Origin of the sequence: Rhodanobacter sp. MP1X3, from assembly GCF_014207165.1 — a bacterium.
Lineage (GTDB): Bacteria > Pseudomonadota > Gammaproteobacteria > Xanthomonadales > Rhodanobacteraceae > Rhodanobacter.
The window spans coordinates 332,564-358,253 of sequence record NZ_JACHCO010000003.1; the positions used below are offsets into that span (position 1 = coordinate 332,564).

The 25,690-nt window shown below is 60.5% G+C and carries 21 protein-coding genes; 5 read left to right on the plus strand and 16 right to left on the minus strand.

What is annotated here, in order from left to right; genetic code table 11:
• Positions 1-5 precede the first annotated feature (5 nt).
• From HDE79_RS10635 to HDE79_RS10650, 4 genes are all read right to left on the minus strand, one after another.
• Positions 6-458 (minus strand): hypothetical protein, encoded by a 453-nt coding sequence (locus HDE79_RS10635; protein ID WP_184601938.1) that lies wholly within the window; start codon positions 456-458, stop codon positions 6-8.
• Positions 455-1,018, minus strand: a complete 564-nt coding sequence (locus HDE79_RS10640) for a sigma-70 family RNA polymerase sigma factor (protein ID WP_184601939.1) — start codon at positions 1,016-1,018, stop codon at positions 455-457. Before HDE79_RS10640 ends, HDE79_RS10635 begins: the two co-directional genes overlap by 4 nt.
• A 147-nt stretch (positions 1,019-1,165) precedes the next feature.
• Positions 1,166-2,950, minus strand: a complete 1,785-nt coding sequence (locus tag HDE79_RS10645; RefSeq protein WP_184601940.1) for a phosphoenolpyruvate carboxykinase (GTP) — start codon at positions 2,948-2,950, stop codon at positions 1,166-1,168.
• Positions 2,951-3,079: 129 nt separating this feature from the next.
• On the minus strand, positions 3,080-3,658 hold the full coding sequence (locus HDE79_RS10650; RefSeq protein ID WP_184601941.1) for a TetR/AcrR family transcriptional regulator: 579 nt from the start codon (positions 3,656-3,658) through the stop codon (positions 3,080-3,082).
• Positions 3,659-3,809: 151 nt separating this feature from the next.
• Between HDE79_RS10650 and HDE79_RS10655 the strand changes: the two genes are divergently transcribed.
• Both HDE79_RS10655 and HDE79_RS10660 read left to right on the plus strand, forming a co-directional pair.
• Positions 3,810-4,784 carry an alpha/beta hydrolase gene (locus HDE79_RS10655; RefSeq protein WP_184601942.1) on the plus strand — a complete coding sequence of 325 codons (975 nt, stop codon included), beginning with the start codon at positions 3,810-3,812 and terminating at the stop codon, positions 4,782-4,784.
• 12 nt (positions 4,785-4,796) lie between these two features.
• Positions 4,797-7,313, plus strand: a complete 2,517-nt coding sequence (locus HDE79_RS10660) for an acyl-CoA dehydrogenase (RefSeq protein ID WP_184601943.1) — start codon at positions 4,797-4,799, stop codon at positions 7,311-7,313.
• A gap of 105 nt (positions 7,314-7,418) precedes the next feature.
• Here HDE79_RS10660 and HDE79_RS10665 read toward each other — a convergent pair whose 3' ends face one another.
• The 12 genes from HDE79_RS10665 to HDE79_RS10720 all read right to left on the minus strand — a co-directional run bounded on the left by HDE79_RS10665 (position 7,419) and on the right by HDE79_RS10720 (position 22,760).
• Complete coding sequence (locus HDE79_RS10665) at positions 7,419-8,429, minus strand: diguanylate cyclase (protein WP_184602122.1); 1,011 nt, start codon at positions 8,427-8,429, stop codon at positions 7,419-7,421.
• Positions 8,430-8,449: 20 nt separating this feature from the next.
• A complete protein-coding gene (locus HDE79_RS10670) occupies positions 8,450-9,016 on the minus strand; it encodes a chemotaxis protein CheB (protein ID WP_184601944.1) in 567 nt (188 codons plus the stop codon).
• Positions 9,003-9,872 carry a CheR family methyltransferase gene (locus HDE79_RS10675; RefSeq protein WP_184601945.1) on the minus strand — a complete coding sequence of 290 codons (870 nt, stop codon included), beginning with the start codon at positions 9,870-9,872 and terminating at the stop codon, positions 9,003-9,005. The genes HDE79_RS10670 and HDE79_RS10675 overlap by 14 nt, the downstream gene beginning before the upstream one ends.
• Before the next feature lie 6 nt (positions 9,873-9,878).
• Positions 9,879-13,529: a response regulator gene (locus tag HDE79_RS10680; RefSeq protein WP_184602123.1), complete on the minus strand. Its 3,651-nt coding sequence runs from the start codon at positions 13,527-13,529 to the stop codon at positions 9,879-9,881.
• A 129-nt stretch (positions 13,530-13,658) separates the two neighbouring features.
• Positions 13,659-14,558: a type II CAAX endopeptidase family protein gene (locus HDE79_RS10685; RefSeq protein WP_184601946.1), complete on the minus strand. Its 900-nt coding sequence runs from the start codon at positions 14,556-14,558 to the stop codon at positions 13,659-13,661.
• A 103-nt stretch (positions 14,559-14,661) separates the two neighbouring features.
• On the minus strand, positions 14,662-16,263 hold the full coding sequence (locus HDE79_RS10690) for a peptide chain release factor 3 (protein ID WP_184601947.1): 1,602 nt from the start codon (positions 16,261-16,263) through the stop codon (positions 14,662-14,664).
• 784 nt (positions 16,264-17,047) lie between these two features.
• Positions 17,048-17,314 (minus strand): hypothetical protein, encoded by a 267-nt coding sequence (locus HDE79_RS10695; protein WP_255488371.1) that lies wholly within the window; start codon positions 17,312-17,314, stop codon positions 17,048-17,050.
• 132 nt (positions 17,315-17,446) lie between these two features.
• Positions 17,447-19,318: a family 2A encapsulin nanocompartment cargo protein cysteine desulfurase gene (locus HDE79_RS10700; protein WP_184601948.1), complete on the minus strand. Its 1,872-nt coding sequence runs from the start codon at positions 19,316-19,318 to the stop codon at positions 17,447-17,449.
• A 267-nt stretch (positions 19,319-19,585) separates the two neighbouring features.
• On the minus strand, positions 19,586-20,518 hold the full coding sequence (locus HDE79_RS10705; RefSeq protein WP_184601949.1) for a family 2A encapsulin nanocompartment shell protein: 933 nt from the start codon (positions 20,516-20,518) through the stop codon (positions 19,586-19,588).
• Positions 20,519-20,752: 234 nt separating this feature from the next.
• The gene (locus HDE79_RS10710; RefSeq protein WP_184601950.1) at positions 20,753-21,220 is read right to left on the minus strand and encodes a rhodanese-like domain-containing protein; all 468 of its coding nucleotides are present in this window, start codon (positions 21,218-21,220) and stop codon (positions 20,753-20,755) included.
• Between the two features lie 90 nt (positions 21,221-21,310).
• Positions 21,311-21,754: a hypothetical protein gene (locus HDE79_RS10715; protein WP_343205954.1), complete on the minus strand. Its 444-nt coding sequence runs from the start codon at positions 21,752-21,754 to the stop codon at positions 21,311-21,313.
• Positions 21,702-22,760 (minus strand): LacI family DNA-binding transcriptional regulator, encoded by a 1,059-nt coding sequence (locus HDE79_RS10720; protein WP_184601951.1) that lies wholly within the window; start codon positions 22,758-22,760, stop codon positions 21,702-21,704. Before HDE79_RS10720 ends, HDE79_RS10715 begins: the two co-directional genes overlap by 53 nt.
• Positions 22,761-23,071: 311 nt before the next feature.
• On the opposite strand from HDE79_RS10720, the gene HDE79_RS10725 reads away from it, so the two are divergent.
• From HDE79_RS10725 to HDE79_RS10735, 3 genes are all read left to right on the plus strand, one after another.
• Positions 23,072-24,097, plus strand: a complete 1,026-nt coding sequence (locus HDE79_RS10725) for a glucokinase (RefSeq protein ID WP_255488387.1) — start codon at positions 23,072-23,074, stop codon at positions 24,095-24,097.
• A 30-nt stretch (positions 24,098-24,127) separates the two neighbouring features.
• Positions 24,128-25,192, plus strand: a complete 1,065-nt coding sequence (locus tag HDE79_RS10730; protein WP_184601953.1) for a glycosyl hydrolase family 18 protein — start codon at positions 24,128-24,130, stop codon at positions 25,190-25,192.
• A 199-nt stretch (positions 25,193-25,391) separates the two neighbouring features.
• Positions 25,392-25,592, plus strand: coding sequence for a hypothetical protein (locus HDE79_RS10735; RefSeq protein WP_184601954.1), 201 nt, complete (start codon positions 25,392-25,394; stop codon positions 25,590-25,592).
• Positions 25,593-25,690 lie beyond the last annotated feature (98 nt).

Below are 25,690 nucleotides of genomic sequence, written 5' to 3' on the forward strand. Positions count from 1 at the left end.
GCGCATCAGCCGGCGTCACTCGCCAGCTGACGAAGCTGGTTCTGTTGACGCTCGGTGCGCATGAGTAAACGTTGCAGCGCTGGTGAATCGGGTGCTTGCTGGATTGCCTGCTGCAATTCCATGCGCGCAGCATTCAGCTGTGTGGCCGCGCCGGTCAGGCGGGGGTCAGTGGGTTTCCAATTTGTCGTGGTCGGCTGTGTGCTGGCCATCGGTGTCGGCGCTGACGCAAACCTCGCGTGCCAGCCGACAAAGCCGGCGAGCAGCAACGATGCTGCAAAACCGGCGGCGATCAGCCAGCGCCGTGGATTTCCCGATCGAGGCTTCGCAGTCGACGCGCTGTCGGTTACTGCCGGCCCGGCATTGTCCAGTGCAGCGCCGATCGTGTTCCACAAATCCTGGCGAGGAGTGAGTGGCTGACGCAGGTCGCGCATTTGCCGGCGCCATTCGAATTCGTTCATGTCATTTCTCCCGCAGCTGCGGATCCCAATGTCTTGCGTAGTAGGCCGCGGGCGCGGTGCAGTTGTGCTTTTGATGTGCCAACGGCCATGCCGAGTTCGTTGCCGATTTCTTCGTGTCGCCAGCCTTCAATATCGTGCAGTACCAGCACCGCGCGGGCGCGTGGCGGCAGCAAAGCGATAGCGCGTTGGAGTTCTTCGCGCTCGGCGGCGCAAAACGGCGTCTGGCCTGGATCAGGCAGGTGTTCATCGTCCACCATGCTGACCGGATCAGCGCCGCGGGCGCGAATATCCATCAGCGCCACATTGACCGCGAGTCGATACAGCCAAGTGCCGAATGCGCTTTCATGGCGAAAGCCGGGAAGTTTTTGCCATGCGCGAACGAAGGCTTCCTGTGTCAAATCCTCCGCGCGAGCGTGATCGTAACCGGCGAGTCGATAGACCGCGCCATGCACGCGGCCCACGTGGAGGTGATAAAGCCGCTGGAACGCTCGCCGATCACCCGCTGCCGCTGCGCGAACGTCGTCACCGTCGTTGGCTACCGCGGTGGCGACGGGTGACATGGAAGGTCCAATGGCAGGGCAGGTGGAGATCATCTTGCCAGCTTGGATGCATCCAAGCGCAGAAGGGTTTGAATCGACTGAGTTGCATCAGGTCGCTGGCATGAGTTCCGATCACAGGCGATTGGCGAACGGCTGCGATCGGTCGACTCAGGAGGCGGCAGCCTTCCGGTGCGGTTGCTCGACTGCCTTGGCGACTGCCCGTGCGACGCGTTGCTGCTCTTTTCGCAGGCGCTCCGGCAGGCGCGGTGCGAAAGTATCGAGATATTCGCCGATGGCGGCGAGTTCATCCTGCCAGGCGGCGCTGTCCACTTCGAGCAGTTCATCGAGCCTGACGCGGTCGAGTTTCAGTCCATCGAGATTAAGTTCATCAGCCAACGGCAGCGTACCGATCGCGGTATCGACGCCGGTAACGCGGCCCTCGACGCGATCGATCATCCACTGCAGCACGCGCAGATTGTCGCCAAAACCGGGCCACAGGAATTTGCCGTCAGGGCCTTTGCGGAACCAGTTGACGTGGAAGATCTTGGGTAAGTTGGCGTTGGCTTGATCGAACGACAGCCAGTGCGCGAAGTAGTCGCCGTAGTGATACCCGCAGAACGGCTTCATTGCCATCGAGTCGCGTCGCAGCACGCCGACCTCACCGGTTGCCGCCGCCGTGGTTTCCGAGCCCATGGCAGCCCCCATCAAGACACCGTGTGTCCAGTCACGGGCTTCCATCACCAGCGGCAGCAGCGAGGGTCGACGACCGCCGAACACGATGGCGCTGAGCGGCACGCCCTGCAGCGCTTCGGCCTTTTCAGACCAAGTCGGGCATTGCTTTGCGCTTACGGTGAAGCGTGAATTCGGATGCGCCGCGGGACCGTTGGCGGCATCGTAGGGGCGGCCTTGCCAGTCGGTGACCGGCTTGCCTGGCAGGCCTTCCCACCACGGCTGGTTGTCGGCAGTCACCGCCACGTTGGTGTAGATGGTGTCGTGTGCGATGGTGGCCAGCGCATTCGGATTACTGCTCTCGCTGGTACCCGGGGCCACACCGAAGAAACCAGCCTCGGGATTGATGGCGTATAGACGTCCATCCTCGCCGGGCCGCATCCAGCAGATGTCGTCGCCGATCGTCCAGACCTTCCAGCCGTCCTGGCGATAGCCTTCCGGCGGAATCAGCATGGCCAGATTGGTTTTGCCGCAGGCAGAAGGAAACGCGGCAGCGATGTAATGCGTCTCGCCCTTGGGATTCTCGATGCCGACGATCAGCATGTGTTCGGCCAGCCAGCCTTCCGTGCGGGCCTGATTGCTGGCGATACGCAGTGCATGGCACTTCTTGCCCAGCAGGGCGTTGCCGCCGTAGCCGGAGCCATACGATTTGATGGTGAGCGCTTCGGGGAAATGCATGATGAAGCGACGTTCGGGATCGAGTTCGCCGGTGGAGTGCAGCCCCCTGACGAAATGTCCTTCGCGCTCGATCCGCGCCTGTGCCGCTGCGCCCATGCGGGTCATGATGCGCATGTTCGCGACGACGTAGGGGCTGTCGGTGATCTCCACGCCGCAGCGCGCCAACGGGGAGTCGATCGGACCCATGCAGTAGGGAATCACGTACAGCGTGCGGCCAGCCATGCAGTCATCAAATAGTGCGTCGATCTTCGCGTGCGCTTCGGCCGGTGCCATCCAGTGGTTGTTCGGACCGCTGTCCCGTTTGTCCGTATGGCAGACAAACGTCAGGTGCTCGACGCGCGCAACGTCAGAAGGATTGGAGCGGTGCAGATAGCAGCCGGGGTGAGTCTGCTGATTCAACTCGATCAGGTCGCCGGTCTGCAGCATTTGCTGCACCAGCGCCTGATATTCGGCGTCCGAACCATCGCACCAATAGATGCGATCGGGTTTCGTCAGGGCCGCGACTTCATTGACCCACTGCTCGAGTGCTTCCAGCTTACTCGCCATCGTTTTCCCTCTGGTCTTGCATGAATTGAGAATGGAAACGGTAGTTTGCAGACATTGGCATTGCAAGGCGTGACGCAGCAAAAGGCCGTCCGGGCGGCTTATGGAATCACTTCCAATGTGATGAACGGATCAGGCTGGGATCAGGGTCGCAATCATGTGTTCCACGTAGGCATCGAACTCTTCGTGGTTGATGCGCGGCAGGCCCAGGGTGAAGTTGAGCTGCAGAAAGCCCACGTAAGCAGCGTAGGTCAGGCGTGCGCGGTTGAGAGCTTCGATCGAAGGCAGACCGGCTTCGCTATAGGCGGTAGTGAGAAATTCCATTCGCCGCTGCGACACCCGTGCCATCACCGGGACTACCTGTGGATGATCAAGGGCTTTCAGCAGCGCGGCATACACACGGTGCGGCTGCAACTCGTGGGCGACTCGACGAAACAATTCGGGCAGACGTTTGCGCGGATCGGCGATCTGCTCGATCTGGTTGATCACTTCGCGCTCGCCGTACTGCTCCCAACGCTCCAGCGAGGCGTTCAGCAAGGCCTCGCGAGTGCGGAAATGCCAGTAGAAGCTGCCCTTGGTGACGCCAAGCTGTCGTGCCAACGCTTCGACGGCCAAGGCACCCACGCCTTGCTCGGCGATCAGATGCAGCGCGGCGAGTTCCCAATCCTCGGCGGATAGGCGGGTGCGTTCCGGTTTTATGGCGGCGTTCATTGGGGCATGGTAGCCACACGCTTTGAATTTGTAATGCGGCGCGATTTATATCATTGAAATTTCAAGGTATTTATTGGCACTTGAGCTGGCGAATGATGGCGGAAAACCGGCGTATTGACGGCACTTGCCGCGACAGTCCATACTCATCCGTATGGTTTCCCCGAATACTGCCAACGCTGAGGTCTGTCGTTTTCCGGTCGCCGATCTGAATTTGGCGGTGGAAACGCGTAACGCTGCGGGTCGGCCGGTGCTGCTTTTTTCGCATGGCTTCGGGCAGACGCGCGGCGCGTGGAATGTTGCAGCGACTGCCCTGGCTGAAGAGGGCTGTCGATGTGTCACGTTCGACAGTCGCGGCCATGGCGAAAGCGATCGGGTTCTTGATGGCGAATATCGCATGGAGCAGTTCGCCGATGATCTGATTCGAATCGCCAAAGCCCAACCCGAGCCACCGATTCTGGTCGGCGCATCCATGGGTGGGCTGTTGGGCATGCTGGTGGCGGGGGAAATGACACCGTCACCGTTCCGGGCACTGATTCTTGTCGATATCACACCGCGTTGGGAAACCGCTGGGGTGGAACGCATTCTCGCCTTTATGCAGGCCTATCCAGAGGGCTTTGCCGACTATGACGAAGCGGCCGAAAAGATCGCGGGCTATCTGCCGCAGCGACGCGAACGCAAGACTGAAGAACAGCTGCGTCCGCTGTTACGTAAAGGCCCCGATGGTCGGCTGCGCTGGCACTGGGATCCTGCGTTGTTGGCCGGTGTGGTAAGCCAAAGCGAGCGTTACCAGCCGCGCCTGCTGGCAGCGGCATCCAGGATCGACGTGCCGGTATTACTGCTGTCCGGGGCAAGCAGCGACGTGGTATCGAGCGATACGGTCAAGGAATTTTTGCAGCGCGTGCCACACGCACGGCATGTGGAGTTGCCGCATGCCACGCATATGGTGGCCGGCGATTCGAATGATGGCTTTACACGCGAAGTTGCGCGCTTTGTGCAAGATCTCGTGCAACAGGATCTCGTTCAACAAAATCTGGCCCAACCAAACTCGAGCCAACCCGACTTGTCGAATCAACAAGATCTGGATCGACCCGATGACCGGCACTATGCCGGTGCTGTTCAACCGTGATGAGGTGTTGATATGTCTGTGTTACTGACCATCCTGGCAGCGCTGATAGCGACTGGCGCCTGCGCTTACCACCGTTCCAGCCTGCGCACATGGGCGATCGCCACGATAGTCACCACATTCGTGGTTGGCCTCATCGCGGGCGCGCCGTTGACCATGCTGATCCTGCTGATCATCGAGCTGGCGATCGCCGTGCCGCTGCTGATGGTGAGTTTCCGTCGCCGCCAGATTAGTGCGCCGATCCTGAAGACGTTCGCCAAGGTCACGCCGAAGCTCTCCGATACCGAACAGACCGCGCTGGAAGCGGGCACGATCGGTTTCGAGGGCGAGCTGTTCTCGGGCAAGCCGAATTGGAGCGTGCTGATGAAGCAGCCCAAGCCGGTATTGAGCGTAGAAGAGCAGGCGTTCATGGACGGCCCGGTCGAAGAACTCTGCGGCATGATCGACGACTGGCAGATCACGCACGAGTTGGCTGATTTGCCGCCGAACGTCTGGGACTTCATCAAGAAGAACAAATTCTTCGGCATGATCATCCCGAAGCAGTACGGTGGTCTGCAGTTCTCCGCGCTCGCCCATTCGGCCGTGCTGCAGAAGCTGTCGACCATGTCGTCCACGGTGGCTTCGACCGTGGCTGTGCCCAACTCACTCGGACCAGCCGAGCTGCTGCTGCACTACGGCAGCGACGAGCAGAAAAATCACTATCTGCCACGTCTCGCGGTCGGCGAAGAGATTCCGTGTTTCGCACTCACCGGTCCGTATGCCGGCTCTGATGCCACCTCGATCCCCGACTTCGGCATTGTCTGCAAGCAGACGGTTGATGGTGTCGAGACGCTTGGCCTCAAGCTGACGTTCGACAAGCACTACATCACGCTGGCACCGATCGCCACCCTGGTCGGCCTGGCCTTCCGTATGTATGACCCCGAGCATCTGCTGGGTGAGAAGGAAGATCTCGGCATTACGCTGGCGCTCTTGCCGCGTACGACGCCGGGGCTGCAGATCGGTCGCCGTCATTTCCCGCTGAACGTGCCGTTCCAGAATGGCCCGATCCACGGCAAGGACATGTTCGTGCCACTGTCCACCTTGATTGGTGGCCCGCACATGGCGGGTCACGGCTGGCGCATGCTGGTCGAGTGTCTGTCGGTCGGTCGTGCGATTTCGCTGCCTTCCAGTGCCACCGGCGCGGTTCGCGGTGCGGTTGCAGCAACGGGCGCGTATGCGCGCATGCGCAAGCAGTTTGGCCTGTCGATTGCCCGCTTCGAAGGCGTGGAAGAGGCGCTCGCACGCATCGGTGGCCTGGCTTACGCCACCGCTGCCTTGTCCAAGTCGACAGCAGCCGCGGTTGACCGTGGCGAGAAGCCGGCAGTGACCTCGGCGATTGCAAAATACCACGCGACCGAGTGGGGTCGTGAAGTCGCCGCCAATACGATGGACGTGCTGGGTGGCAAGGGTGTGCAGCTCGGTCCGAAGAACTACGCCGGCCGCTCGTTCCAGGCGGTGCCGATTGCCATCACGGTCGAGGGCGCCAACATCATGACGCGCAGCCTGATGATCTTCGGTCAGGGTGCGATCCGCTGCCATCCCTATGTGCTGAAGGAAATGCAGGCGCTGGCGATCACCGATCGCAGCGAACAGCTGAAGACATTCGACCGTCTGTTGTTCAGTCATCTCGGCTTCGGTGTGTCCAACGCGGTGCGCAGCTTCGTGTTCGGTCTTACCGGCTCGCGCATCGGCGAGAGCGCCGGTGACAATTACACCCGTCGTTACTACCGCAAGCTCGACCGTTACTCGGCAGCGCTGGCGTTGTGTGCTGACGTATTCATGGGCGTGCTGGGCGGCAAGCTGAAGTTCGAGGAAAAGCTGTCCGCGCGTTTGGGCGACGTGTTGAGCAATCTGTACATCGCCAGTGCCATGCTGAAGAACTATGAAGACGCCGGCCGGCCGGAGGCTGATCGTCCACTGCTGGCGTGGGCGTTCCACGAGTGCATGTGGCGTACGCAGACAGCGCTCGATGGCGCCATCCGTAATTTCCCCGTCCGCCCGGTGTCGTGGCTGCTGCGTGCGCTGGTGTTCCCGTTCGGTCGCCGTGAGGTGCCGCCGTCCGATCGTCTGGGGCGCCGCGTGGCTGCCTTGATCACGGGTCCTAGCGAAGCACGCGATCGCTTGCTGGAGTATGCCTACCTCACGCCGACACCGAACAACGTGGTTGGCCGTATGAACGCACTGCTGCCACAAGTCATTCTGTCCGAGCCGGTGGATCGCAAATTTGCCAAGGCGCAGAAGAGCGGCCAGTTCAAGGCGCACGATTACTTCGAGCAGCTGGTCGAGGCGGAGAAGGCTGGCGTGCTGAGCGCTACGGAGGCAGCCCTACTCAAGCATGTACGCGAGAGCGTGTTTGAGTTCATTTCGGTCGATGACTTCCATCCGGACGAATTACGCGCGTTCAAGACCCGTGCAGATCGGCAGGCCGAAGCGCAGGCCGATGCATGGGTTCGCAAGCCCGAGGTGCGTACGCCCGAGAACGCCGAAGGCTAAGGTCGGCCAGGCGGCATAAATCCAGACGGCATAAACAAAAAAACGGCGGGCAGTTAATCTGCTCGCCGTTTTTGTTTTCCCCCGTGCTGGCAGGTCAGGCAAAACTCAAGTTGCCGCTGTGGATATATCCGCCATTACGCAACAATTTTTTCCGGCGTGTTTGGCTTCGTACATGGCACGATCGGCTGACCGGATCAGCTGTTCGTCGGCATCCTGACGATCGCTTTCGAGATACTGCGCCACGCCGATGCTGGCACCGACGCGCACGTTGATCGTGCTTTCACCCACGGTGAGCGTGTATGGCTCGGCGAGTGCCTTGCAGAGCGATTGACCGAGCTGAAGGGCGAGCTTCGGATCGTCGATTTCCTCGAGAATCAGCGCGAATTCGTCACCGCCAATGCGTGCCACGGTGTCGTTGCGCCGTAGTTCTTCAACCAGGCGCTTGGAGATTTCCTGCAGCAACGCATCACCTGCGGGATGGCCGTGTTCATCGTTGACGTTCTTGAAACCATCGATGTCGATGCAGGCGAGTGAAAACTTTCCGTGATGGCGTTGCGCATGATTGATCGCAACGTTCAATCGATCGTGAAACAGCATGCGGTTGGGCAGGCCTGTGAGGGCATCGTGGCTGGCTTGATGGCGCACCAGCGCCTCGACTTTTTTGCGTTCGGCGATTTCCACCGTCAGCTGCTGGTTACGCTCGGACAGCGATGTCATCGCCTGTTCGAGTTCGGTACGCGCGGCGTACAGTTCCAGAAAGATGCGCACCTTCGACTGCAGGATCACGTCGTTGATTGGTTTGGCCACGTAATCCACCGCACCGGATCGATAACCCTTGAGCCGGCTCATGTCATCCGCGTAGGCTGCCGTGACGAAGATGATCGGTGTCTCGTGCAGCTGCTCCGTTTCGCTGAGCAGGGCGGCCACTTCGAAACCGTCCATATCGGGCATGTTGACGTCGAGCAGGATCAGCGCGAACTGATGATCCAGGCACAGTGCCAGCGCCTCGTTGCCACTGGTCGCCTCGAAAATCGCTGCGCCGCTGCGCGCCAGCAATCGGCGCATGGCGACCAGGTTGGCGTTGGTATCGTCAACGACGAGAATTTTCGGAAGCATCGTATTCAAGGTAGACAAACTTAGGCCAGGCAAAGATGGTTCAACAATGGCGCTATCTGTTCCAGCGCTACGCAGTAATCAGCGCCGGCAAGGTCCAGCGCTGCACACGGCATGGCCGATGCGTCGGCATTTTCGGGGTCCTGTACCACCGCGATGCCGCCGCGTTGGCGAATCCTCGCCAAACCTTCGGCGCCATCGCGATTCGCACCAGTCAATATCACGCCGATCATGGCCGAATGATAAACGTCGGTGGCAGAGCTGAACATCACGTCGATCGATGGTCTGGAATGGCACACTTGCTCGTCGACGGACAATGCAAAATGCCTATCGTTCTCAATCAGCAGATGATAGCCGCCGGGCGCAATGTGCACGGCGCCGCCAGTGGCCAACTGCCGTTCGCGTGCTTCCATCACTGGCAACGCGGAATGGTTGCCCAGTAGTTCGCACAACGAATCGACATTACCGGATGTATGACAGCAGACCAGTAGTGTTTGTGACAACCGTCGATCCAGGCCGCCCAGCAAAATCCTGAGCGCGTTGAAGCCACCCTGAGAGCAGCCGATGGCAATCAATTCAGGCCGGCGCATCGCATGTTTCAGAGGTCAGTTGCAGCGTGCGTCGATACAGCCGCATGCCGGCATCGACGGCACTGAAATCAACCGCCACCGGTGCAAAGTCCAGGCTCTCGCGCAGACCCAGACAGAGGTAGCCGCCTCGCACTAGGCTGTCGCGAAACAGCGCCAGCGTGCGATTCTGCAACGGGTTGGAAAAATAGATCAGCACGTTGCGGCACAGCACCAGGTGCGCCTCGCAGAACATCCTGTCGGTTACCAGGTTGTGGTTGGTGAAGGTGATATGGCGACGCAGGCGCTCGTGCAGCCGAATGAAATCGTAGCGGGCGCTGTAGTAGTTGGCGAGCGTGTGGCTGCCGCCGGCCTCCAGATAGTTGCGTGACCACAGCTGTGCATCCTTGGCCGGATAGATGCCTTCGCTGGCGCGTTGCAGCGCATCGGGATTAAAGTCGGTGGCGAAGATATGGCTGCGCTCGTACAGGCCCGCCTCTTCCAGCAAAATCGCCAGCGAATACACTTCTTGTCCATTCGCACAGCCGGCCTGCCAGACGTTGATGCGCGGATAAGAGGCGAGCATTGGAAGCACCTGCTCGCGCAATGCGCGAAACACGGCCGGGTCGCGGAACATTTCCGATACCGGCACCGATAATCCCTGCACCACCTGCGTGACGAAATCCGCTTCGTGCAGCAGTCGTGCGGTTAGTTCGGTGATGCTCGCGCATTGGTGCACCTGTACCAGTTGGCGCACCCGTCGGGTCAGCGATGCCGGCGCGTACTGGCTGAAGTCGAAGCCGTGTCGGCGCTTGAGCGCCAGCACGAACAGATCCACCTCGATCTGTTCCAGTTCGATATCAGGTAGCGGCATCGACATGGAACCTCAGTGTTGCAGCCAGACGCGAATCATCGACGACAGCTTGTCGATGTCGATGGGTTTGGAGAGGTAATCGCTGGCGCCGGCCTCGATGCATTTTTCGCGGTCGCCACGCATTGCCTTCGCGGTCAGCGCGATGATGGGCAGGTTGATGAACGGTGCCTGCGCGCGAATGGCGCGAATAGTGTCGTAGCCGTCCATCACCGGCATCATGATGTCCATCAACACCAGCTCCGGCGCCTCGTCATCGGCCAGCGCCTTCAACGCTTTTTGGCCGTCCTGCGCCATGTTTACCACCAGGCCCCAGCCGCGCAGCACTTTGGACAGTGCAAACAGATTGCGCATGTCGTCATCGACTAACAGCACGCGACGACCGGCCAGCTCGGCATTTGATGATCCGTGGCCAGCATTCGCCGCCCGCTTGGGTGCATGCCGGATGCTGTGCAGAAAAAGACTCACTTCATCGAGCAGGCGTTCCGGTGAGCGTGCGCCTTTGACCACGATCGAGTCGGTGTACTGGCGAAGCAGCAGGTTTTCCTCGCGGCTCAAGTCGCGCCCGGAATACACCACAACCGGCGGTACGCCACCATGCGCGTTCGACAGATGTTCGAGCAGTTCAAGCCCCGACATGCCGGGTAGCCCTAGGTCGAGCACGATGCAGTCGTAGCGCGTTGCGGCCGCTTTCTCCAGCGCCTCCTCGGCGGAACCAGCTTCATCGATCAGCACATTGTCTGTACGCAACATCGTGCGCACGGCCGTGCGCGAATCGGCCTCGTCATCGACGATCAACAGATGACGCTGGTGCCCTTCGGCGAAATGCAGCAGTCGTTCGAACGCCATGCTGATCGATTCGCGGCTCACCGGCTTGGTGAGAAAGCCAACCGCCCCCTGTTCGAGCCCGCGCGTCGCTTCGTCGGTGGCGGAAATGAAATGCACGGGAATCGCTCGTGTATGGGCATCGGTCTTGAGCTGATCCATCACCGTCCAGCCGTCCATCATCGGCAACATCACGTCCAGCAGAATGCCGGTGGGATGATGCTCGCGTGCCAGCTGCAGGCCGGCTTCACCGTTGTTCGCCGCCAGCGCGCGATAACCCTTGCGATGGATGATGTCGATCAGGATGCGGGTAAAAGCCGGGTCATCCTCGATCACCAGAATCGTGGTCTGGCCCGGCTGCAAAGTGTTGCGATCGTCGTCAATGGCTTCGGGCAATAGATGCGGCGAGGCGGATAGCATGGCCGCCGGTGACACTTTCTGCAGTGTATGTTCGATCGCTTCGACGGTACGCTCCGGCGGTGTCTCCGGTAGTAGCACGGTGAAGCAGCTGCCGCGGCCGCTTTCGCTCTGCAGCAGAATATCGCCGCCCATCAACAGGCTCATTTTCCGCGAAATGGCCAGGCCGAGACCGGTGCCGCCGAACTGCCGGCTGGTGCCGGCGTCCACCTGCTCGAATGCGTTGAAGATGTGCTGAAACTTGTCGGCGGGGATACCAATGCCGGTGTCGTTGACGCTGATGGCAATCAACGGCTGATCGGCCAGGGCATCCGGCACGTTGATTGCGTTGTCGGGGCGGCCAATGCGCACGGTCACCGAACCCTGCGCGGTGAATTTGAATGCATTGCCCAGCAGGTTATTGGCGATCTGCTCGAGCTTGGCGCCGTCGGTGCGCAGGATCGTCGGCAGGCCCGGTTCGATATTCACGGTAAAGCCAAGCTGCTTTTTCTCCGCCACGTGCCCGAAGGTGCGCATCAGTCGTCGCTGCATGTCGGCCAGCGGGAGCTCGTCGATCACCAGTTCCATCTTGCCAGCCTCGATCTTGGACAGATCAAGAATGTCGTTGATCAAATGCAGCAGGCTGGTGCCGGAATCGTGGATGATCCGCGCCGATTCGATCTGTTCTTCATCGAGATTGCCGGTGTCGTTGTCGGACAGGCTGCGCGAGAGAATCAGCAGACTGTTCAACGGCGTGCGCAGTTCGTGCGACATGTTGGCGAGAAATTCGGACTTGTACTGACTGGCACGCGCCAGTTCCTGCGCTTTTTCCTCGGTGTCTTTCTGCAGATCGACAAGAACGTGCTTCTGCCGGTTGAGGCTCTCGGTCTTTTCGCGCAGCTCTTCGTTGGAGGCCTGCAGTTCTTCGGCCTGAACGCGTAGCTCTTCCTCGGAGGCGATCAGTCGTTCGGACTGTTCTTCCAGCTCCGCTGTCTTGGCCTGCAGCGCATCATTGTTTTCGCGTAGAACATCTTTCTGCTGGCGCATGACCAGTTCGGACACGCGCAGTTCGTCGGCCTGTTCCTGCGTGCGTTCCAGTAAATCCTGCGTGTTGACAGCACGGTTGAGGTTTTCCAGCGTCAACGCGATGATCGGCAGCAGTTCATCGATCAGTTGACGGTACAGCGGTTCGATCGCCGTAAAGCCGGCCATTTCCAGCACGCCGATCAGGCGATCACGGTAGAGCACCGGCAGAATTGCGATAGTGCTGGGCAGTGCGCCGCCGCTGCCGGAATCGATGTGCACGTAATTGACCGGCACGTTGTCCACAAGGATCGGTTTGCGCTCGAGGGCGCACTGCCCGACCAGACCTTCGCCCGGCATGTAGCTGTCCGCCAAATGGCCGTCCAGGCGCAAGCCGTAGCTGCCCAGCAGATCGAGACGGAAGCGTGTTTCGTCAAACGAGTAGAACAGGCCTACGCCCATCTTTAACAGTGGCACCAGCTCACTGGTCAGCCATTGGGCAAATTCGCGATGGGTGGCCGCCTGTTGCAGTCGATGAGAAACGTTGCTCACCTGGGTCTTCAGCCACGTCTGCGATTGCGTATCGATCGCCATTTGCCTGAACACCTGCAGGCCACGCGAGATCTTGCCGATCTCATCCTGCCGATCCAGCCGACGGATCTCGAAGTCGTGATCGTGATTGGCCAGCCTGGCCATCATGTCGGTGAGCCGATGCAGCGGCCGCGTCACCAGGCGCGAGGTCAGGCGAATGATCAGGATACTGATCAACAGCGCGAGCAGTGCGGTAACGCCGTTCACCACTTTGTTGAAACGCAGCGTGTTATGCAGGTCCTTGTTGCGAACCGCCAGCAGCCGGCGTTCCTCGACGACCATGCTGTCCAGCACGCCCTGTATTTCGTCGATGTTCACCGTTCGATGGCTGAGATAACTCTGCTGAATGCGGTGGCGTTCCAGACTTGCTGCCGCAGGATCGGCGATTTTCATCTGCTTGACAGGGTCAAGCACCTGCGCCGTGACCTCCAACTGCCATTTGGTCGCTATGGCTTCAAGCGTGCCGATACGCGACTGCTGCAAGGCATTGTCCGAGGTCAGCTGACGTGCCTGAGCGATGCGTATGGAAATGTCCTTCGTACCGCTCTCGAACATGGCCAGCTGATCGGCACCCTGTGTCAGCATGAAGCCGCGCGCACCGATCTGGCTGGTCTGTGCCGCATGCCTCAGATCGCTTAGCGCCAGCATCACCTCGTAGGTATGGTCCGTCCATTGGCTATGTATTTCCTGTTGGCGCAGCGAAATGCTCAGCATTGCACTCGTTACCAGAAACAGGCCCAGAAGCAGGCCAATCCCCAGGATGATTTTGCGCTGCAGCGGCTGATTGGCCAGCCACGATTGTTTCGATGATTTGGACGTGGTCGGTGGCATGCGCTGGCCGTCGTGGTTCATGGGCAATCGGTTACGGCCACCGGGTAGGGTGGCATCTGCGGACAGAGTAGCCGGTGTCATCCTCGCACCATAGCGGAGGACAATGGGCGCCTAACGGCAGCAGAGGGCTCAGCGAGTACGTCGAAACGGCATGATCGAGCCTCGGCGCAACGCCACGGCCAGCAAGGTCAGCGACAGCAACGAACAAACCGCCAGCGCGACTACCGAAGCCTCCGCACCAAACACGCCGCCGCTTAGCCATACGGGCCCGGTGCGATTCGAAACCAGCCAGCCGTCGACCGCGCCGCCCGACACCGGAATGCCGTAGATCGTGCCCTGCATGACGTTCCACGCAGCATGCAGGCCGATGCAGGCCCATAGCGAACGGGTCACGTGATAGAGCAGACCGAACATCACGCCGGCTTCAATAGAGATGGCAGCCGAACTCCACAGTGTGGCGCCGGGATTGAAGATGTGCGCACCACCAAAAAGCAGCGCCGAGATGGCCAGTGCGGACCACGTATCCAGGCCTTCCTCTACGATGCGAAACAGCACGCCACGTGCGATGATCTCCTCGCCAATGCCCGCACCGATGCCTGCGACCAGGACCTGTGGCAGCCAGTCCACGTGCGCGTTGGTGCCGGTCACGTGATACACACCGAGCAGCCACAGCACGCCGACCACGAGACTGAAAAGCAGGGCGCCGATGAGCAGGCCGCCAAGGCCGAACGTCGGCAGATTGCGCACGGAAAGTTCGCGCACGCGACGTTGCTCGATCAGCTTCACCACAATCAGATAGGCGATCAGCGCCGGCAGCAGTTGCAGGCTCAATGTGGCCAGCGCGTGCTGCAGCGGTGTCGCCGTTTTTGCCGTCCAGCCCAGCATCGCCACGACGGCGTGGGTTAAAAAGCCGATGCCCACAAGCATCGCTGCAAAGAAAACGATGCGTGCCGCCGGCGAAAAAACCAGCCAACGCAGCCAGCGCGGTGCGTCGGCTGGTGTGGCGAAAGCGAGGGATGGATTTTGCATGTCTGTCCGCCTGGTGGATGGATGCAGGCTGTCAAGGTTGGACGTTTGCCCTCAGTGCCATCCGTCACGCCGCACAACGGCTCACGAGGTTCGACGATCGCGCTTACAGATCCACCGAAGCCGCATGCTCACGGGTGTTGGCAAACCGGACCTGCGGCCAGCGCTCCTGCGCGAGCTGCAGATTGACCCGCGTCGGCGCGATATAGACCAGTTCGCCGGCACCGTCGATGGCCAGGTTCATCGCGTTTTTCTCGCGGAATTCCGCCATCTTCTTTTCGTCGTCGCAGTGCACCCAGCGCGCGGTGGTCACCGTAACCGGCTCGAAACTGGCGTCGACGTTGTACTCGTCCTTCAAGCGGTACGCCACCACATCGAACTGCAGCACGCCTACCGCGCCGAGAATCAGGTCGTTGCTCATCAACGGACGGAAGAACTGCGTGGCGCCTTCCTCGCTGAGCTGAGCCAGACCTTTCTGCAGCGCCTTCATCTTCAGCGGATCGCGCAACCGCGCGCGGCGGAAAAGCTCAGGCGCAAAGTTCGGGATGCCGGTGAAATTGATCGACTCGCCTTCGGTGAAGGTATCGCCAATCGTGATGGTGCCGTGGTTGTGCAGGCCGATCACATCACCCGGGTAGGCTGTCTCGACGATCTCGCGATCGCTGGCCATGAAGGTCAGCGCGTTGGCGATGCGGATGTCCTTCCCTGTACGCGTCTGGATCATCTTCATGCCAGCGGTATAGGTGCCCGAACACACGCGCATAAACGCCACGCGGTCGCGGTGCGCCGGGTCCATGTTGGCCTGGATCTTGAAAACGAAACCGGTGAGTTTTTCTTCTTCGGGCTCCACTTCGCGCGTCAGCGTGGCACGCGGGCGCGGCGAGGGCGCATTCGCCACGAAAAAATCCAGTAGCAGCTGCACGCCGAAGTTGTTCACCGCCGAGCCGAAAAACACCGGCGTCTGCTTGCCGGCGAGGTACTCGTCCATATCGAACGAGGGCGCGGCGCCCTGTACCAATTCGAGTTCTTCGCGCAGTTCGTGCATCGCCTCGTCGCCGATCTTTTCCAGTAGGCCTGGCGCGTCGAGGCCCTTGAAGATGGTCGAATCCTGGCGGGTGAAATTCTTGCCGGGCTCGAACACGTGCACTTCGTCCAGCAACAGGTGGTACACGCCCTTCAGCCGCTTGCCCATGCCGATCGGCCAGGTCAGCGGCGCGCAGGCGATGCCCAGCACGGATTCGACTTCATCCAGCAGCTCGATCGGCGAGCGGCCCTCGCGGTCTAGCTTGTTGATGAAGGTCATGATCGGTGTGTCGCGCAGCCGGCAGACTTCCATCAGCTTGATCGTGCGTTCTTCCACGCCCTTGGCGCAGTCGATCACCATCAGCGCTGAATCCACTGCGGTCAGCACGCGATAGGTGTCTTCGGAAAAGTCCGCGTGGCCGGGCGTATCGAGCAGGTTGACGATCTTGCCCTCATACGGAAACTGCATCACCGACGAGGTCACCGAAATGCCGCGCTCCTTTTCCAGCGCCATCCAGTCGGACGTGGCGTGGCGTGCTGCCTTGCGACCCTTCACTGAGCCGGCCATCTGGATCGCACCGCCGAACAGCAGCAGTTTTTCAGTCAACGTGGTCTTGCCCGCGTCAGGATGGCTGACGATGGCAAACGTGCGACGGCGAAGGGTTTCTTGCAAATGCGTGGACATGCGGGCAGGTCGGCTGGAGCGTTAGCCGGCAATGATACCGTGGATCGGCCTCAGGCCCGTCCTCCGTGGACCTAAGCGAAGCTAAGGTAGGTTGGGATGAGCGAAGCGAATCCCAACGCCACACGAGCTGGAATGTTGGGGTTCGCCAGCGCTCATCCCAACCTACGAGCTAACGATGTGCATCGAGATAGATGCCCGCCTGTCTTAGCTTGTCTAGCATGGTGTCGTTGTATTTCCTGGCGTAGGTCCTCGCGTTGTGATTGAGGTCTGCCTCTTCCCTCGTACAGAACGCGTCACCCGTGCCCTCTAACATTCTTATTTTGCTTTTGTGCGCATAGGGGTCGCCGTCGTAACCGGGAACTTCTACGGAAAAACCATAGACCCCCAACAACTGAGCATCGCCTCTCGCATACGCGCTCGCAGCGTCTTTGGTTGCGCTGTTTAGCTTCAGCGATCTCAGCTCCTCAAGTCCCTTTGAATGTTTGTTCTGCGTCGATGGATTGCACGTCGACGCTGGGTGGCTGCATGCCGACAGCGCAAGGGAAGCGACCAAAATAAGAACGATTGGGAGGCTTTTTCTCACATAGACCAGCCAGATATGGAATTGTGGATGACGCTTCAGGCTAAAGGGCTTAAAGGCCGGTTGAGACCGCCATCGCAAGCAGAACTTAAGGCACTTTCCATTCGCTAGTCTTCAGAGCTTTGAAAAAGAACCCGAGTATCACTCCTCGGGTTCTTTTGCTTGGAGCTGACAATCAGATCAGCGCGCCATCGAAAACGAAGCTTACTTCGCTTCCTTCTCCATCAGCTTCTCGATCATGCTGGCTGGTACTTTTTCGTAATGATCGAAGATCATGGTGAAGGTGCTGCGGCCGCTGGTGGCCGAACGCAGGAAGTTGATGTGGCCGAACGTTTCGCACAGCGGCACGAAGCCCTGGACGAAGGCCGACACACCCTTTTGGTCTTGGTCGGAGATGCTGCCGCGACGACGGTTGATGTCGCCGATGACGTCGCCGAGGTAGGTCCCTTCGGTGACCACTTCCAGACTCATGATCGGCTCGAGCAGCTTCGGCTTGGACAGCTCGCCTCACGGAAGCAGGCGTGGCCGCCATACTCGATGGATAAGCCCGTCCGCGGGCCACGCGGGAGCGTAGCCAAAGCATCCGAATCCACACAGTCGATGCTATACCGGACGCGCCGTGCGCAGTCGGCGCAACACCGCAGCGAGCAGTTCGACTTCCTCGCGCGTGTTGTAGAACGCGAGCGAGGCGCGCACGGTGGCCTCCTGGCCGAAGCGGCGCAAGATGGGCTGCGCGCAATGATGGCCTGCGCGCACGGCAATGCCTTCTTCGTTGAGCGCCTTGCCGACTTCTTCGGGCGCGTAGCCGGTGAGCACGAACGAGAGCACGCTCGCCTTGTCCTGCGCGGTGCCGATCAGGCGCAGGCCCGGAATATCCTTGAGCAACGCGGTAGCGTAGTCGAGCAGTTCGTGCTCGTACGCGGCGATGTTCTCGATGCCGATGCGTTCGACATAGTCGATCGCGGCGCCCAGACCCGCCGCATCGGCGATGTTGCCCGTGCCGGCTTCGAAACGAGAGGGCGGACCCTGGAACAGCGCGCGCTCGAAGGTGACATCGCTGATCATGTTGCCGCCGCCTTGCCAGGCCGGCATGTCCTCGAGAATGGCGCGCTTGCCATAAGCAACGCCAATACCGGTCGGCGCGAACACCTTGTGCCCGGAGAAGACGAAGAAATCCGCGTCGAGCGCCTGCACGTCGACGCGCATATGCGAAACCGACTGCGCGCCGTCGACGAGCGCCTTCGCACCCACACGATGGGCAAGATCGATGATCTCCTTGACCGGCACGACGGTGCCGAGTGCGTTGGAAACTTGCGTCACCGAAACAAGTTTGGTGCGCGGCGAGAGCAATCGCTGATATTCGCCGAGCAGCACTTGTCCGGAATCGTCGACAGGAATCACGCGCAGCTTCGCGCCGGTTTCCTGCGCGAGTTGCAGCCACGGCACGATGTTGGCGTGGTGTTCGAGGTTGGAGACGATGATCTCGTCGCCCGCACCGATATTTTTCTTGCCCCAGGTCTTGGCGATCAGGTTGATCGCTTCGGTGGCGCCGCGCACGAAGATGATCTCGTCGGTCGAACCGGCGCCGATGAAGCGCGCCACTTTCTTGCGTGCATCTTCGTATGCATCGGTCGCGCGCGCGGCGAGCTCATGCGCTGCCCGATGGATGTTCGAGTTCTCGTGTGCGTAGAAATAAGCGAGACGGTCGATCACCGCTTGCGGCTTGTGCGTCGTCGCGGCGTTGTCGAACCAGACGAGTGGGCGACCGTTGACGCGCTCGGCGAGGATCGGAAAATCGCGGCGCACGGTATTGACGTCGAAGGCGACACGGCGCTCGGGCTCTTGCGTCGGCACTTCGCCGAACGGCGTGGCGTTCGGGCTGAGCGAACCGTCGAGAAAATAGAAATTCGACGTCGATGTGACCGGCGCATCGGTCGTGCGCGGCTCGGCGAGAATCAGTCCCGCGAGATCGTCCAGACCCGGCAGAGCATATGCCGACAAGCCAAGACGCTGATCGGGTGCGGAAGACGACGGCAGCGCAGGCGTCTGCGGCTCGGCCAGGAAGTAGAAGAGCTGATCCGTCGCCGGCGGCGCGGGTACGTCGGCCGCGGGAACCGCCGCATAAGCTTGCGGCACCGTTTGCGCATGGCCGCCGCGGCTGCCGATGAAACCGTGCGGGTGTGTTGCCGCGAAGTCGGGCACGCCATTTCCGGCCTGCGCGTCGGGAACGAGCGCTGGCGCAGCTGATGCGATCACTTGCGCACTTTGCGCTGACTCGGGCGCGATATTGGTCGGCAATTGGTGTGGCAGCGGTGTCGTGATGCCGTTTGGATCGGGCGGCGTCAGCGCTTGATGCTGCGCGCCGTTCGGCAACGCGTTGAACAGCTCGCCGGCCCAGCGCGCGAGTTGCAGCGTATCAGGCAAGCCGGCGGGTAGTTCGGGCGAGAGCGGAATGGATGGCGTCGGTGCGGCCATCGTCAGGGCCTGCTAGCGCTATCGGGACAGGTCACGTTGTCGTGTCCGGTCGTCAGGTGGTCGCGCGAGGCGCTGCGACAGGCCGGCTGCCTGTTCAAGCCGCGCGCGGCCGCATGGCGACCGGACGCGGCAACCCCAAGGGCCACGCTTGAGCGTGCGCGGTGCGGCGTCATCACTCGGTCATTTATCGACATAAATCCTCTCATTCTTCGTTGCCCCGCACACGCTCAAGCGCGGCGTGACCCGTCCCGATAGAGCTTGCAGGCGCTAGCTCACGTACGTGTGTGCGTACTCGTGGTACTTGTCGATTTCGACGTTGTCGAGCACCGCGAGCGCATCGTCGGTCTGCACAACGAGCGAGCAGTACAGCGAGACGAGATAAGAAGAGATCGCATTGCGGCCGATGCCCATGAAGCGCACCGACAACCCCGGACTCTGTTCGCCCGGCAAACCCGGCTGGAACAGGCCGACGACGCCCTGGCGTTTGTCGCCGACGCGCAGCAACAGGATCTTCGACTTGCCATCCTCGACCGGCACCTTGTCCGACGGGATCAGCGGAATGCCGCGCCAGGTGATGAACTGCGAACCGAACAGGCTGACAGTCGGCGGCGGCACGCCACGGCGCGTGCATTCGCGGCCGAACGCAGCGATCGCGAGCGGGTGAGCGAGGAAGAACGCCGGCTCTTTCCAGACTTTGGTCAGGAGTTCATCGAGATCATCCGGCGTCGGCGCGCCGGTCAGCGTCTGCACGCGTTGCGATTCGGCGACGTTCGCGAGCAGGCCATAATCGGGGTTATTGATCAGCTCGTTTTCCTGCTTCTCCTTGATTGTCTCGATCGTGAGGCGCAACTGCTCCTTCACCTGATCGAACGGACTCGAATAGAGATCGGCAATGCGTGTGTTCACTTCGAGTACGGTCGAGCAGGCGCTTAGTACGTACTCGCGCGGCTTCGGATCGTAGTCGACGAAGGTTGCTGGCAGATCGGACTCGTCGCGTCGGGCGCAGGCGAAGTCCACATTTTCCGGATTCTTGACCTTGTTGAGCCGGTACACGCCCGCTTCGACCGGCAGCCACTGCAATAGATGGGTAACCCAGCGCGGCGAAATGATCTCGAGTTTCGGCGCGGATTTGGTCGTGTTTGCAAGCTGACGCGCACCGGCGTCGCCGAGCGAGAGCTGCGGGGTCTTTTTATCGGCCATGGTGGGTTCCGGAGGGTAGCGAATGATTCGGCGTAGCGATCAATGTTAAGCACGCCATGCAGTCATTAGCAAACGAAATTTAGTCCGGACAGAAGCGGATTTCTTGGCCGTCATCCGTATCGTGATCGCTCACATAAGCTTAAGAAAAAGCCGCGGCGAAACCGCGGCTTTCGTGCCTGGGTACAGCGATGTGAGCCGGGTGCCTCGCGCCCTTCTGGGCTTGGCGGGTCCCGTTTAATCCTGTATCCAAGGCAGTCCCGCGTTGCGCCAGCCGTTGCGCGTGCCGCGATGATTTTGCTTGTCCAGCTCGCCCTCGAAACCTTCTTCAATGGCACGCACGTCGCTGAAGCCCGCTGCGCGGGCGGCTTCGGCCGCCGCTATCGATCGCGCGCCGCTGCGGCAGAGCAACAGTATGGTTGCATTCTTGCCGGTCTTGGCTTCGAGCTCGCGCACGAACCGCGGGTTGCGCACGAGCCGCGTGCCTGTTGCCCAGGCAATATGGATCGAATCCGGCACGTGACCAACAAAGAAGCGCTCCTCGGCGGTGCGCACATCGACAAGTTTCGCCGCATCCGCGGCAAACAGGCGCCAGGCTTCCCGTGGCGACACCCTATCGCGGTGCAGAACAACCGCGGCGGCGTCGACGTAATGGGACGTTTCGAACGATTCCGCTACGGAACTGTGTTCGAGCACGATGGTCATCTATAGCCCTACCGATATGCGACTTCGCCGCGTCTACGACGAATGTAGGCCCGGATATGGGCAGGGCGCAAAGAAATAGATCGACTAAGCTTAGAACCAAAAGGGTATATGCCATGACTCGCAGTGAGGCGCCACGGGGAACAGCACGATCTGGCTTGGCTTTTGTAGGTTGACTCCTGTGCCAGTTTTAAGCCGCCGCACAACAGCGAGGTAGGTCGCTTCGGTGACCACTTCCAGGCTCATGATCGGCTTGAGCAACTTCGGCTTGGACAGCTTCTGCGCCTCACGGAAGCAGGCGCGGCGGGCGATTTCAAAGGCCAGAGCCGAGGAGTCGGCGTCGTGGTACTTGCCGTCGATCAGGCGTGCCTTGAGGTCCAGCACTTCGTAGCCGGCGACATGGCCCTGGCGCGACTCGACTTCGATCGCGTGCTGCACGGCCGGGATGTATCCGCGCGGGATGCGGCTGTTTTGCAGACTGACCTTATGCCGGAGAGTTGTCGCGTGGCGGATTGGTTTGCGGCGGAGCGGTCGAATCGCGAATGACCAGTTCGGGTGTGAAGCGAATCTGTATCGGGTCGCCGGGTGGGATCTTTTGCAGTAATTCGGCGATCAGGCGCAAGGTCGCATGGCGGCCAATTTCGCTGGTGGTCTGGCGGGCGGTGGTAAGTGCTGGCCATGCCCGTCGTGAGAACGGGTTGTCCTCAAAGCCGGCAATCGACAGCTCACCTGGAACCTTGATGCCGATTGAGTGTGCGGCGGCGAGTACGCCGGCGGCAATTTCGTCATTGCTGCCGAAAATAGCCGTGGGTACTTCCTTGGCTGCCAGCAGCTTGCGGGCGCGGCGGAAACCATCCTCGTAGACATAGGTGCCCGGCAAGACAAATTTCTTGCGTAGCGGGATGCCGTGATCGCGCAAGGCATCGGCATAACCTTGGTAGCGCTCCGGACTGGAGTGGTATTGCGGGTCGCCCCACAAAAAGGCGATACGAGTGTGGCCCAACTGGATCAGGTGTGCAGTAATGGCATAGGCGGCGCTGTGATCATCCACATAAACGCAGGGCATGCCGTCGTCCGGTTCCTGGCGAGCCGCAATGATGCGCACGAATGGGATATTGGCGGCTTGTAATTGGCTCAGCAGGGCCGGGTCTTCGGACATCGGTGGAGTGAGTACCAGGCCGGCTAGCCGCACGTTGCGGGCCAGCTTGCATAGCTCTTCAACCAATCGAGGTGCGCTGGCGTCGTAGGGATGGATCAGCAGCTCGTAGCCTCGCTCGCGACATGCTGCCAGTACCCCTTTCTGCATGCTGAGCACGTAGTTGGCATTCGGGTTGTCATCATAGGCAAGGCCGATCGCGAACGACTGCGTGCCGCGCAGGCTACGGGCGGTGACATCCGGTTCGTAGCCCAGCTCATCCACCGCCTTCAATACCCGTTGTCGGGTGACTTCACGCACCGATTCCTCTTGATTGATGGTGCGTGACACGGTCATCAGCGATACCCCCGCCTGTTTGGCGACGTCCTTGATGGTGGGTTTGCGCAATGCGTGAGGCTCCAGAAATCAATGGGTCATCGTAGCCGAATGCATAGGGTCCAGGCAGTCCGTGGCGGGAGATAAGTTCGGTGCATGGCGATTTTTGCTTGCTGCCAGCCATCACGATGCATCGGAAATACGCTTGCGTTGAGCGGGATTTTTGGCTTGCAGCGGTCGTGCTGGGATGCGCCAGACTGGGCTGAAATGAATTATTCAATACAGCTTGATAACGTTATCATTACCGTTTAGGATCGATCTAAAGAGGCCTGCATCCGTAGGTCAGCGCTGCAATGTGTCAAGGGGACGGGGTGATCGAGCCAATGGTGTCTGCCCATGCGACCAGCGCGGAATCGGTGCGGGAGGTGTTAGCAGCTGATGTGGGCGGCACGCATGCGCGGTTGGCCCTGGTTCGTGCGGAACCCGCGAATGGCCTGCCTGTCCAGCTGCTAAGCAGTCATACCTATACCTGCGCCGATTGGTCGAGCCTGGACGCGATTCTGGCGGATTTTGTCGCGCGGCATGCGGCTGGCTCGGCGATCCGGCGCGCTGTGGTGGCTACGCCAGGCTATATACATGGCGATGTTATCGTTAACGAGAATCTGCCCTGGCCGGTCTCGATCTCGGCGTTGCGACAAGGTCTACTGCTGGAGCAGCTCGAGGTCATCAATGATTTTGAGGCGCTGGCTTATGTCACGCCTTTCCTGGCCCGTCGCGACTCGGTGGCGATCATCGAGTCGACTGGCATGCATGCAGCGGCCATCAATCCAGCGGGTGCGGTGGTGGTGGTTGGTCCCGGTACCGGACTGGGTTGTGCGGTGTTGTTACCGGGTGGTCGATCACGGCGGGTATTGTCCACAGAGGCGGGGCATATCGTGCTTGCGCCGGGTACCGAGAGGGAGCTGGCGGTAGTCGCGCGCATGGCGAGTGGACGCAGTTATGTGCCCACCGGCCATGCCCTGTCAGGACCGGGTTTGCTGAATATCTACCGGGCGCTGGCCGAGTTGGACCATCAGCCCGTGCGTTGTCACACGCCTGCCCAGGTCAGTACGGCGGCGGTTGCCGCCAGCGATCCGCTGGCGGTCGAGTCCTTGCAGATTTTCTGCGGCCTGCTAGGCAGCCTGGTAGGTGATCTGGCGATTCTGTTCAGTGCTACCGGCGGGGTTTATCTGGCCGGCGGGATTCTCAGCCGATTCCAGGAATTTCTGCTGGACAGCAGCTTTCGCGAGCGGTTTTTCAATAAGGGTGTGATGCGTGACTTGTTGGAGCAGGTGCCGGTGCGGCTGCTCCAGCATGGCCAGTTGGGAGTGGTGGGGGCTGCGGTATGGCTGACCCATGGATGGCAATGATCTGATCTTTCTTTTGCCGGAGCTTTGCCGATGAAATCCGCGTTTCGATGTCTGTTGGCTGCGGGCTTGTTCTGCACGTTATGCGTTGACGCCGTGGCGGCACCAAAGTCGCTTTTCTATATGGTGGAGTCACCCAAGTCGGTGCGCTCGTTCCTGGCGCATGCCGACAAGATCGATATCCTGGTGCCTACCTGGTACGGCGTGGATGCGAAGGGGCTGGTGCAGGGGACGCCCGACGCCAGCGTCATGCAGCTGGCTCGAAGCAAGGGCGTTGAGCTCATGCCGATTATTTCAGCGAATGCCGGCAAGGCAGGGTTTCACGCCCTGCTGGGTGATGCGGACGCGCGCCAGGCGCTGATCGCTGCGCTGATCCGAATCGGCCATCAAGAAGGCTATAGCGGCTTTCAGTTCGACTTTGAGGATATCGACTATACCGATCGCGATGCGCTGACCCGACTGGCCAGCGAGACCGCGACGGCACTGCATCACGCCGGACTCAAGCTGAGCATTGCGGTGGTGCCGAATGCACCGGGTTACTTCACCGGCAGCACGGCGTTCGGCACCTGGATGTGGAGTGAGTGGCGCGGCGTATTCGATGTGCCGGCACTGGCCAAGGTAATGGATCTGATCTGCCTGATGACCTACGACCAGAACACCCGCTGGACCACGCCAGGTCCGGTGGACGGTATGCCCTGGGTACAGAAGCAGCTCGATTACGCGCTGAAATATGTGCCCAAGGATAAGTTGTCGCTGGGTATTCCTCTGTATGGCTACCACTGGTACGCCGGGGATCCGGTCGATGCTGGCACGGGCAAGGAGCGGCCGAATATCTCGGGCGACTACATCGATTACGACGAATCGCTGCCGTTGGCGCAGGCGCATCAGGCGGATATTCAGTGGGATGCCTACGAACATGAGTCCTGGTATTACTTCTACCGCGATGATCTGCGTGAATGGGTTTTCATGCCCGATGCGCGCAGTTTCAAGGAGCGCTACGCGCTGGTCGGCAAGGATGATCTGCAGGGTTTTTGTTCGTGGGTGCTGGGCGCGGAAGATCCCGCAATCTGGGGCGAGCTCCCGGTTGTGCGTCACTGATCCCGCCTCATGTGGAACAACGCCTTGCAACTTAGGTTATGGACGGGACTGCTGCTAGCGGTTCTGCCATTGCGCTATTGCCTGGCCGGTGAGCCGGTAGAGCAGTCACTGGATACGGGTTGGCCGTTCCGCCGGACCACGCCGACGGCGCAGGCACTGTTGGCAGTGGCTGCCGGCACAGCTGTCTGGGTCGGTGCAAATGGATCTGCTGTGCTTGCAGCCGATCGACGATCCCTACTTGCTGGCCAATGCCAAGGCCGTGAGTTTCAGCCAGCAGGCCGATGGTCTGCATCTCGATTTGCTGGCACAGCCGGCGGGCGTGCCGGTCTACGCGTACCGCATCGAGCTGCTAGGTACGGACAAGAATTTAGTTGTGGGCGCATCGCGGGAGGCGCGGTGACCTAGGAAGTCTCGACGGGGGATCGCGTCGAGTGTGCTGTCGCTATCTGCGCCGATGGGCGGATGAACGGCAGCTGGTAAAGGGCATGCAATAAGGGG

What these genes read in the sequence shown, in the direction of transcription:
- HDE79_RS10635 (WP_184601938.1), bottom strand. Translation starts at nt 458, where the DNA reads ATGAACGAATTCGAATGGCGCCGGCAAATGCGCGACCTGCGTCAGCCA.
- HDE79_RS10640 (WP_184601939.1), bottom strand. Translation starts at nt 1,018, where the DNA reads ATGTCACCCGTCGCCACCGCGGTAGCCAACGACGGTGACGACGTTCGC.
- HDE79_RS10645 (WP_184601940.1), bottom strand. Translation starts at nt 2,950, where the DNA reads ATGGCGAGTAAGCTGGAAGCACTCGAGCAGTGGGTCAATGAAGTCGCG.
- HDE79_RS10650 (WP_184601941.1), bottom strand. Translation starts at nt 3,658, where the DNA reads ATGAACGCCGCCATAAAACCGGAACGCACCCGCCTATCCGCCGAGGAT.
- HDE79_RS10655 (WP_184601942.1), top strand. Translation starts at nt 3,810, where the DNA reads ATGGTTTCCCCGAATACTGCCAACGCTGAGGTCTGTCGTTTTCCGGTC.
- HDE79_RS10660 (WP_184601943.1), top strand. Translation starts at nt 4,797, where the DNA reads ATGTCTGTGTTACTGACCATCCTGGCAGCGCTGATAGCGACTGGCGCC.
- HDE79_RS10665 (WP_184602122.1), bottom strand. Translation starts at nt 8,429, where the DNA reads ATGCTTCCGAAAATTCTCGTCGTTGACGATACCAACGCCAACCTGGTC.
- HDE79_RS10670 (WP_184601944.1), bottom strand. Translation starts at nt 9,016, where the DNA reads ATGCGCCGGCCTGAATTGATTGCCATCGGCTGCTCTCAGGGTGGCTTC.
- HDE79_RS10675 (WP_184601945.1), bottom strand. Translation starts at nt 9,872, where the DNA reads ATGTCGATGCCGCTACCTGATATCGAACTGGAACAGATCGAGGTGGAT.
- HDE79_RS10680 (WP_184602123.1), bottom strand. Translation starts at nt 13,529, where the DNA reads ATGCCACCGACCACGTCCAAATCATCGAAACAATCGTGGCTGGCCAAT.
- HDE79_RS10685 (WP_184601946.1), bottom strand. Translation starts at nt 14,558, where the DNA reads ATGCAAAATCCATCCCTCGCTTTCGCCACACCAGCCGACGCACCGCGC.
- HDE79_RS10690 (WP_184601947.1), bottom strand. Translation starts at nt 16,263, where the DNA reads ATGTCCACGCATTTGCAAGAAACCCTTCGCCGTCGCACGTTTGCCATC.
- HDE79_RS10695 (WP_255488371.1), bottom strand. Translation starts at nt 17,314, where the DNA reads ATGAGTCTGGAAGTGGTCACCGAAGGGACCTACCTCGGCGACGTCATC.
- HDE79_RS10700 (WP_184601948.1), bottom strand. Translation starts at nt 19,318, where the DNA reads ATGGCCGCACCGACGCCATCCATTCCGCTCTCGCCCGAACTACCCGCC.
- HDE79_RS10705 (WP_184601949.1), bottom strand. Translation starts at nt 20,518, where the DNA reads ATGGCCGATAAAAAGACCCCGCAGCTCTCGCTCGGCGACGCCGGTGCG.
- HDE79_RS10710 (WP_184601950.1), bottom strand. Translation starts at nt 21,220, where the DNA reads ATGACCATCGTGCTCGAACACAGTTCCGTAGCGGAATCGTTCGAAACG.
- HDE79_RS10725 (WP_255488387.1), top strand. Translation starts at nt 23,072, where the DNA reads ATGGTGTCTGCCCATGCGACCAGCGCGGAATCGGTGCGGGAGGTGTTA.
- HDE79_RS10730 (WP_184601953.1), top strand. Translation starts at nt 24,128, where the DNA reads ATGAAATCCGCGTTTCGATGTCTGTTGGCTGCGGGCTTGTTCTGCACG.
- HDE79_RS10735 (WP_184601954.1), top strand. Translation starts at nt 25,392, where the DNA reads ATGGATCTGCTGTGCTTGCAGCCGATCGACGATCCCTACTTGCTGGCC.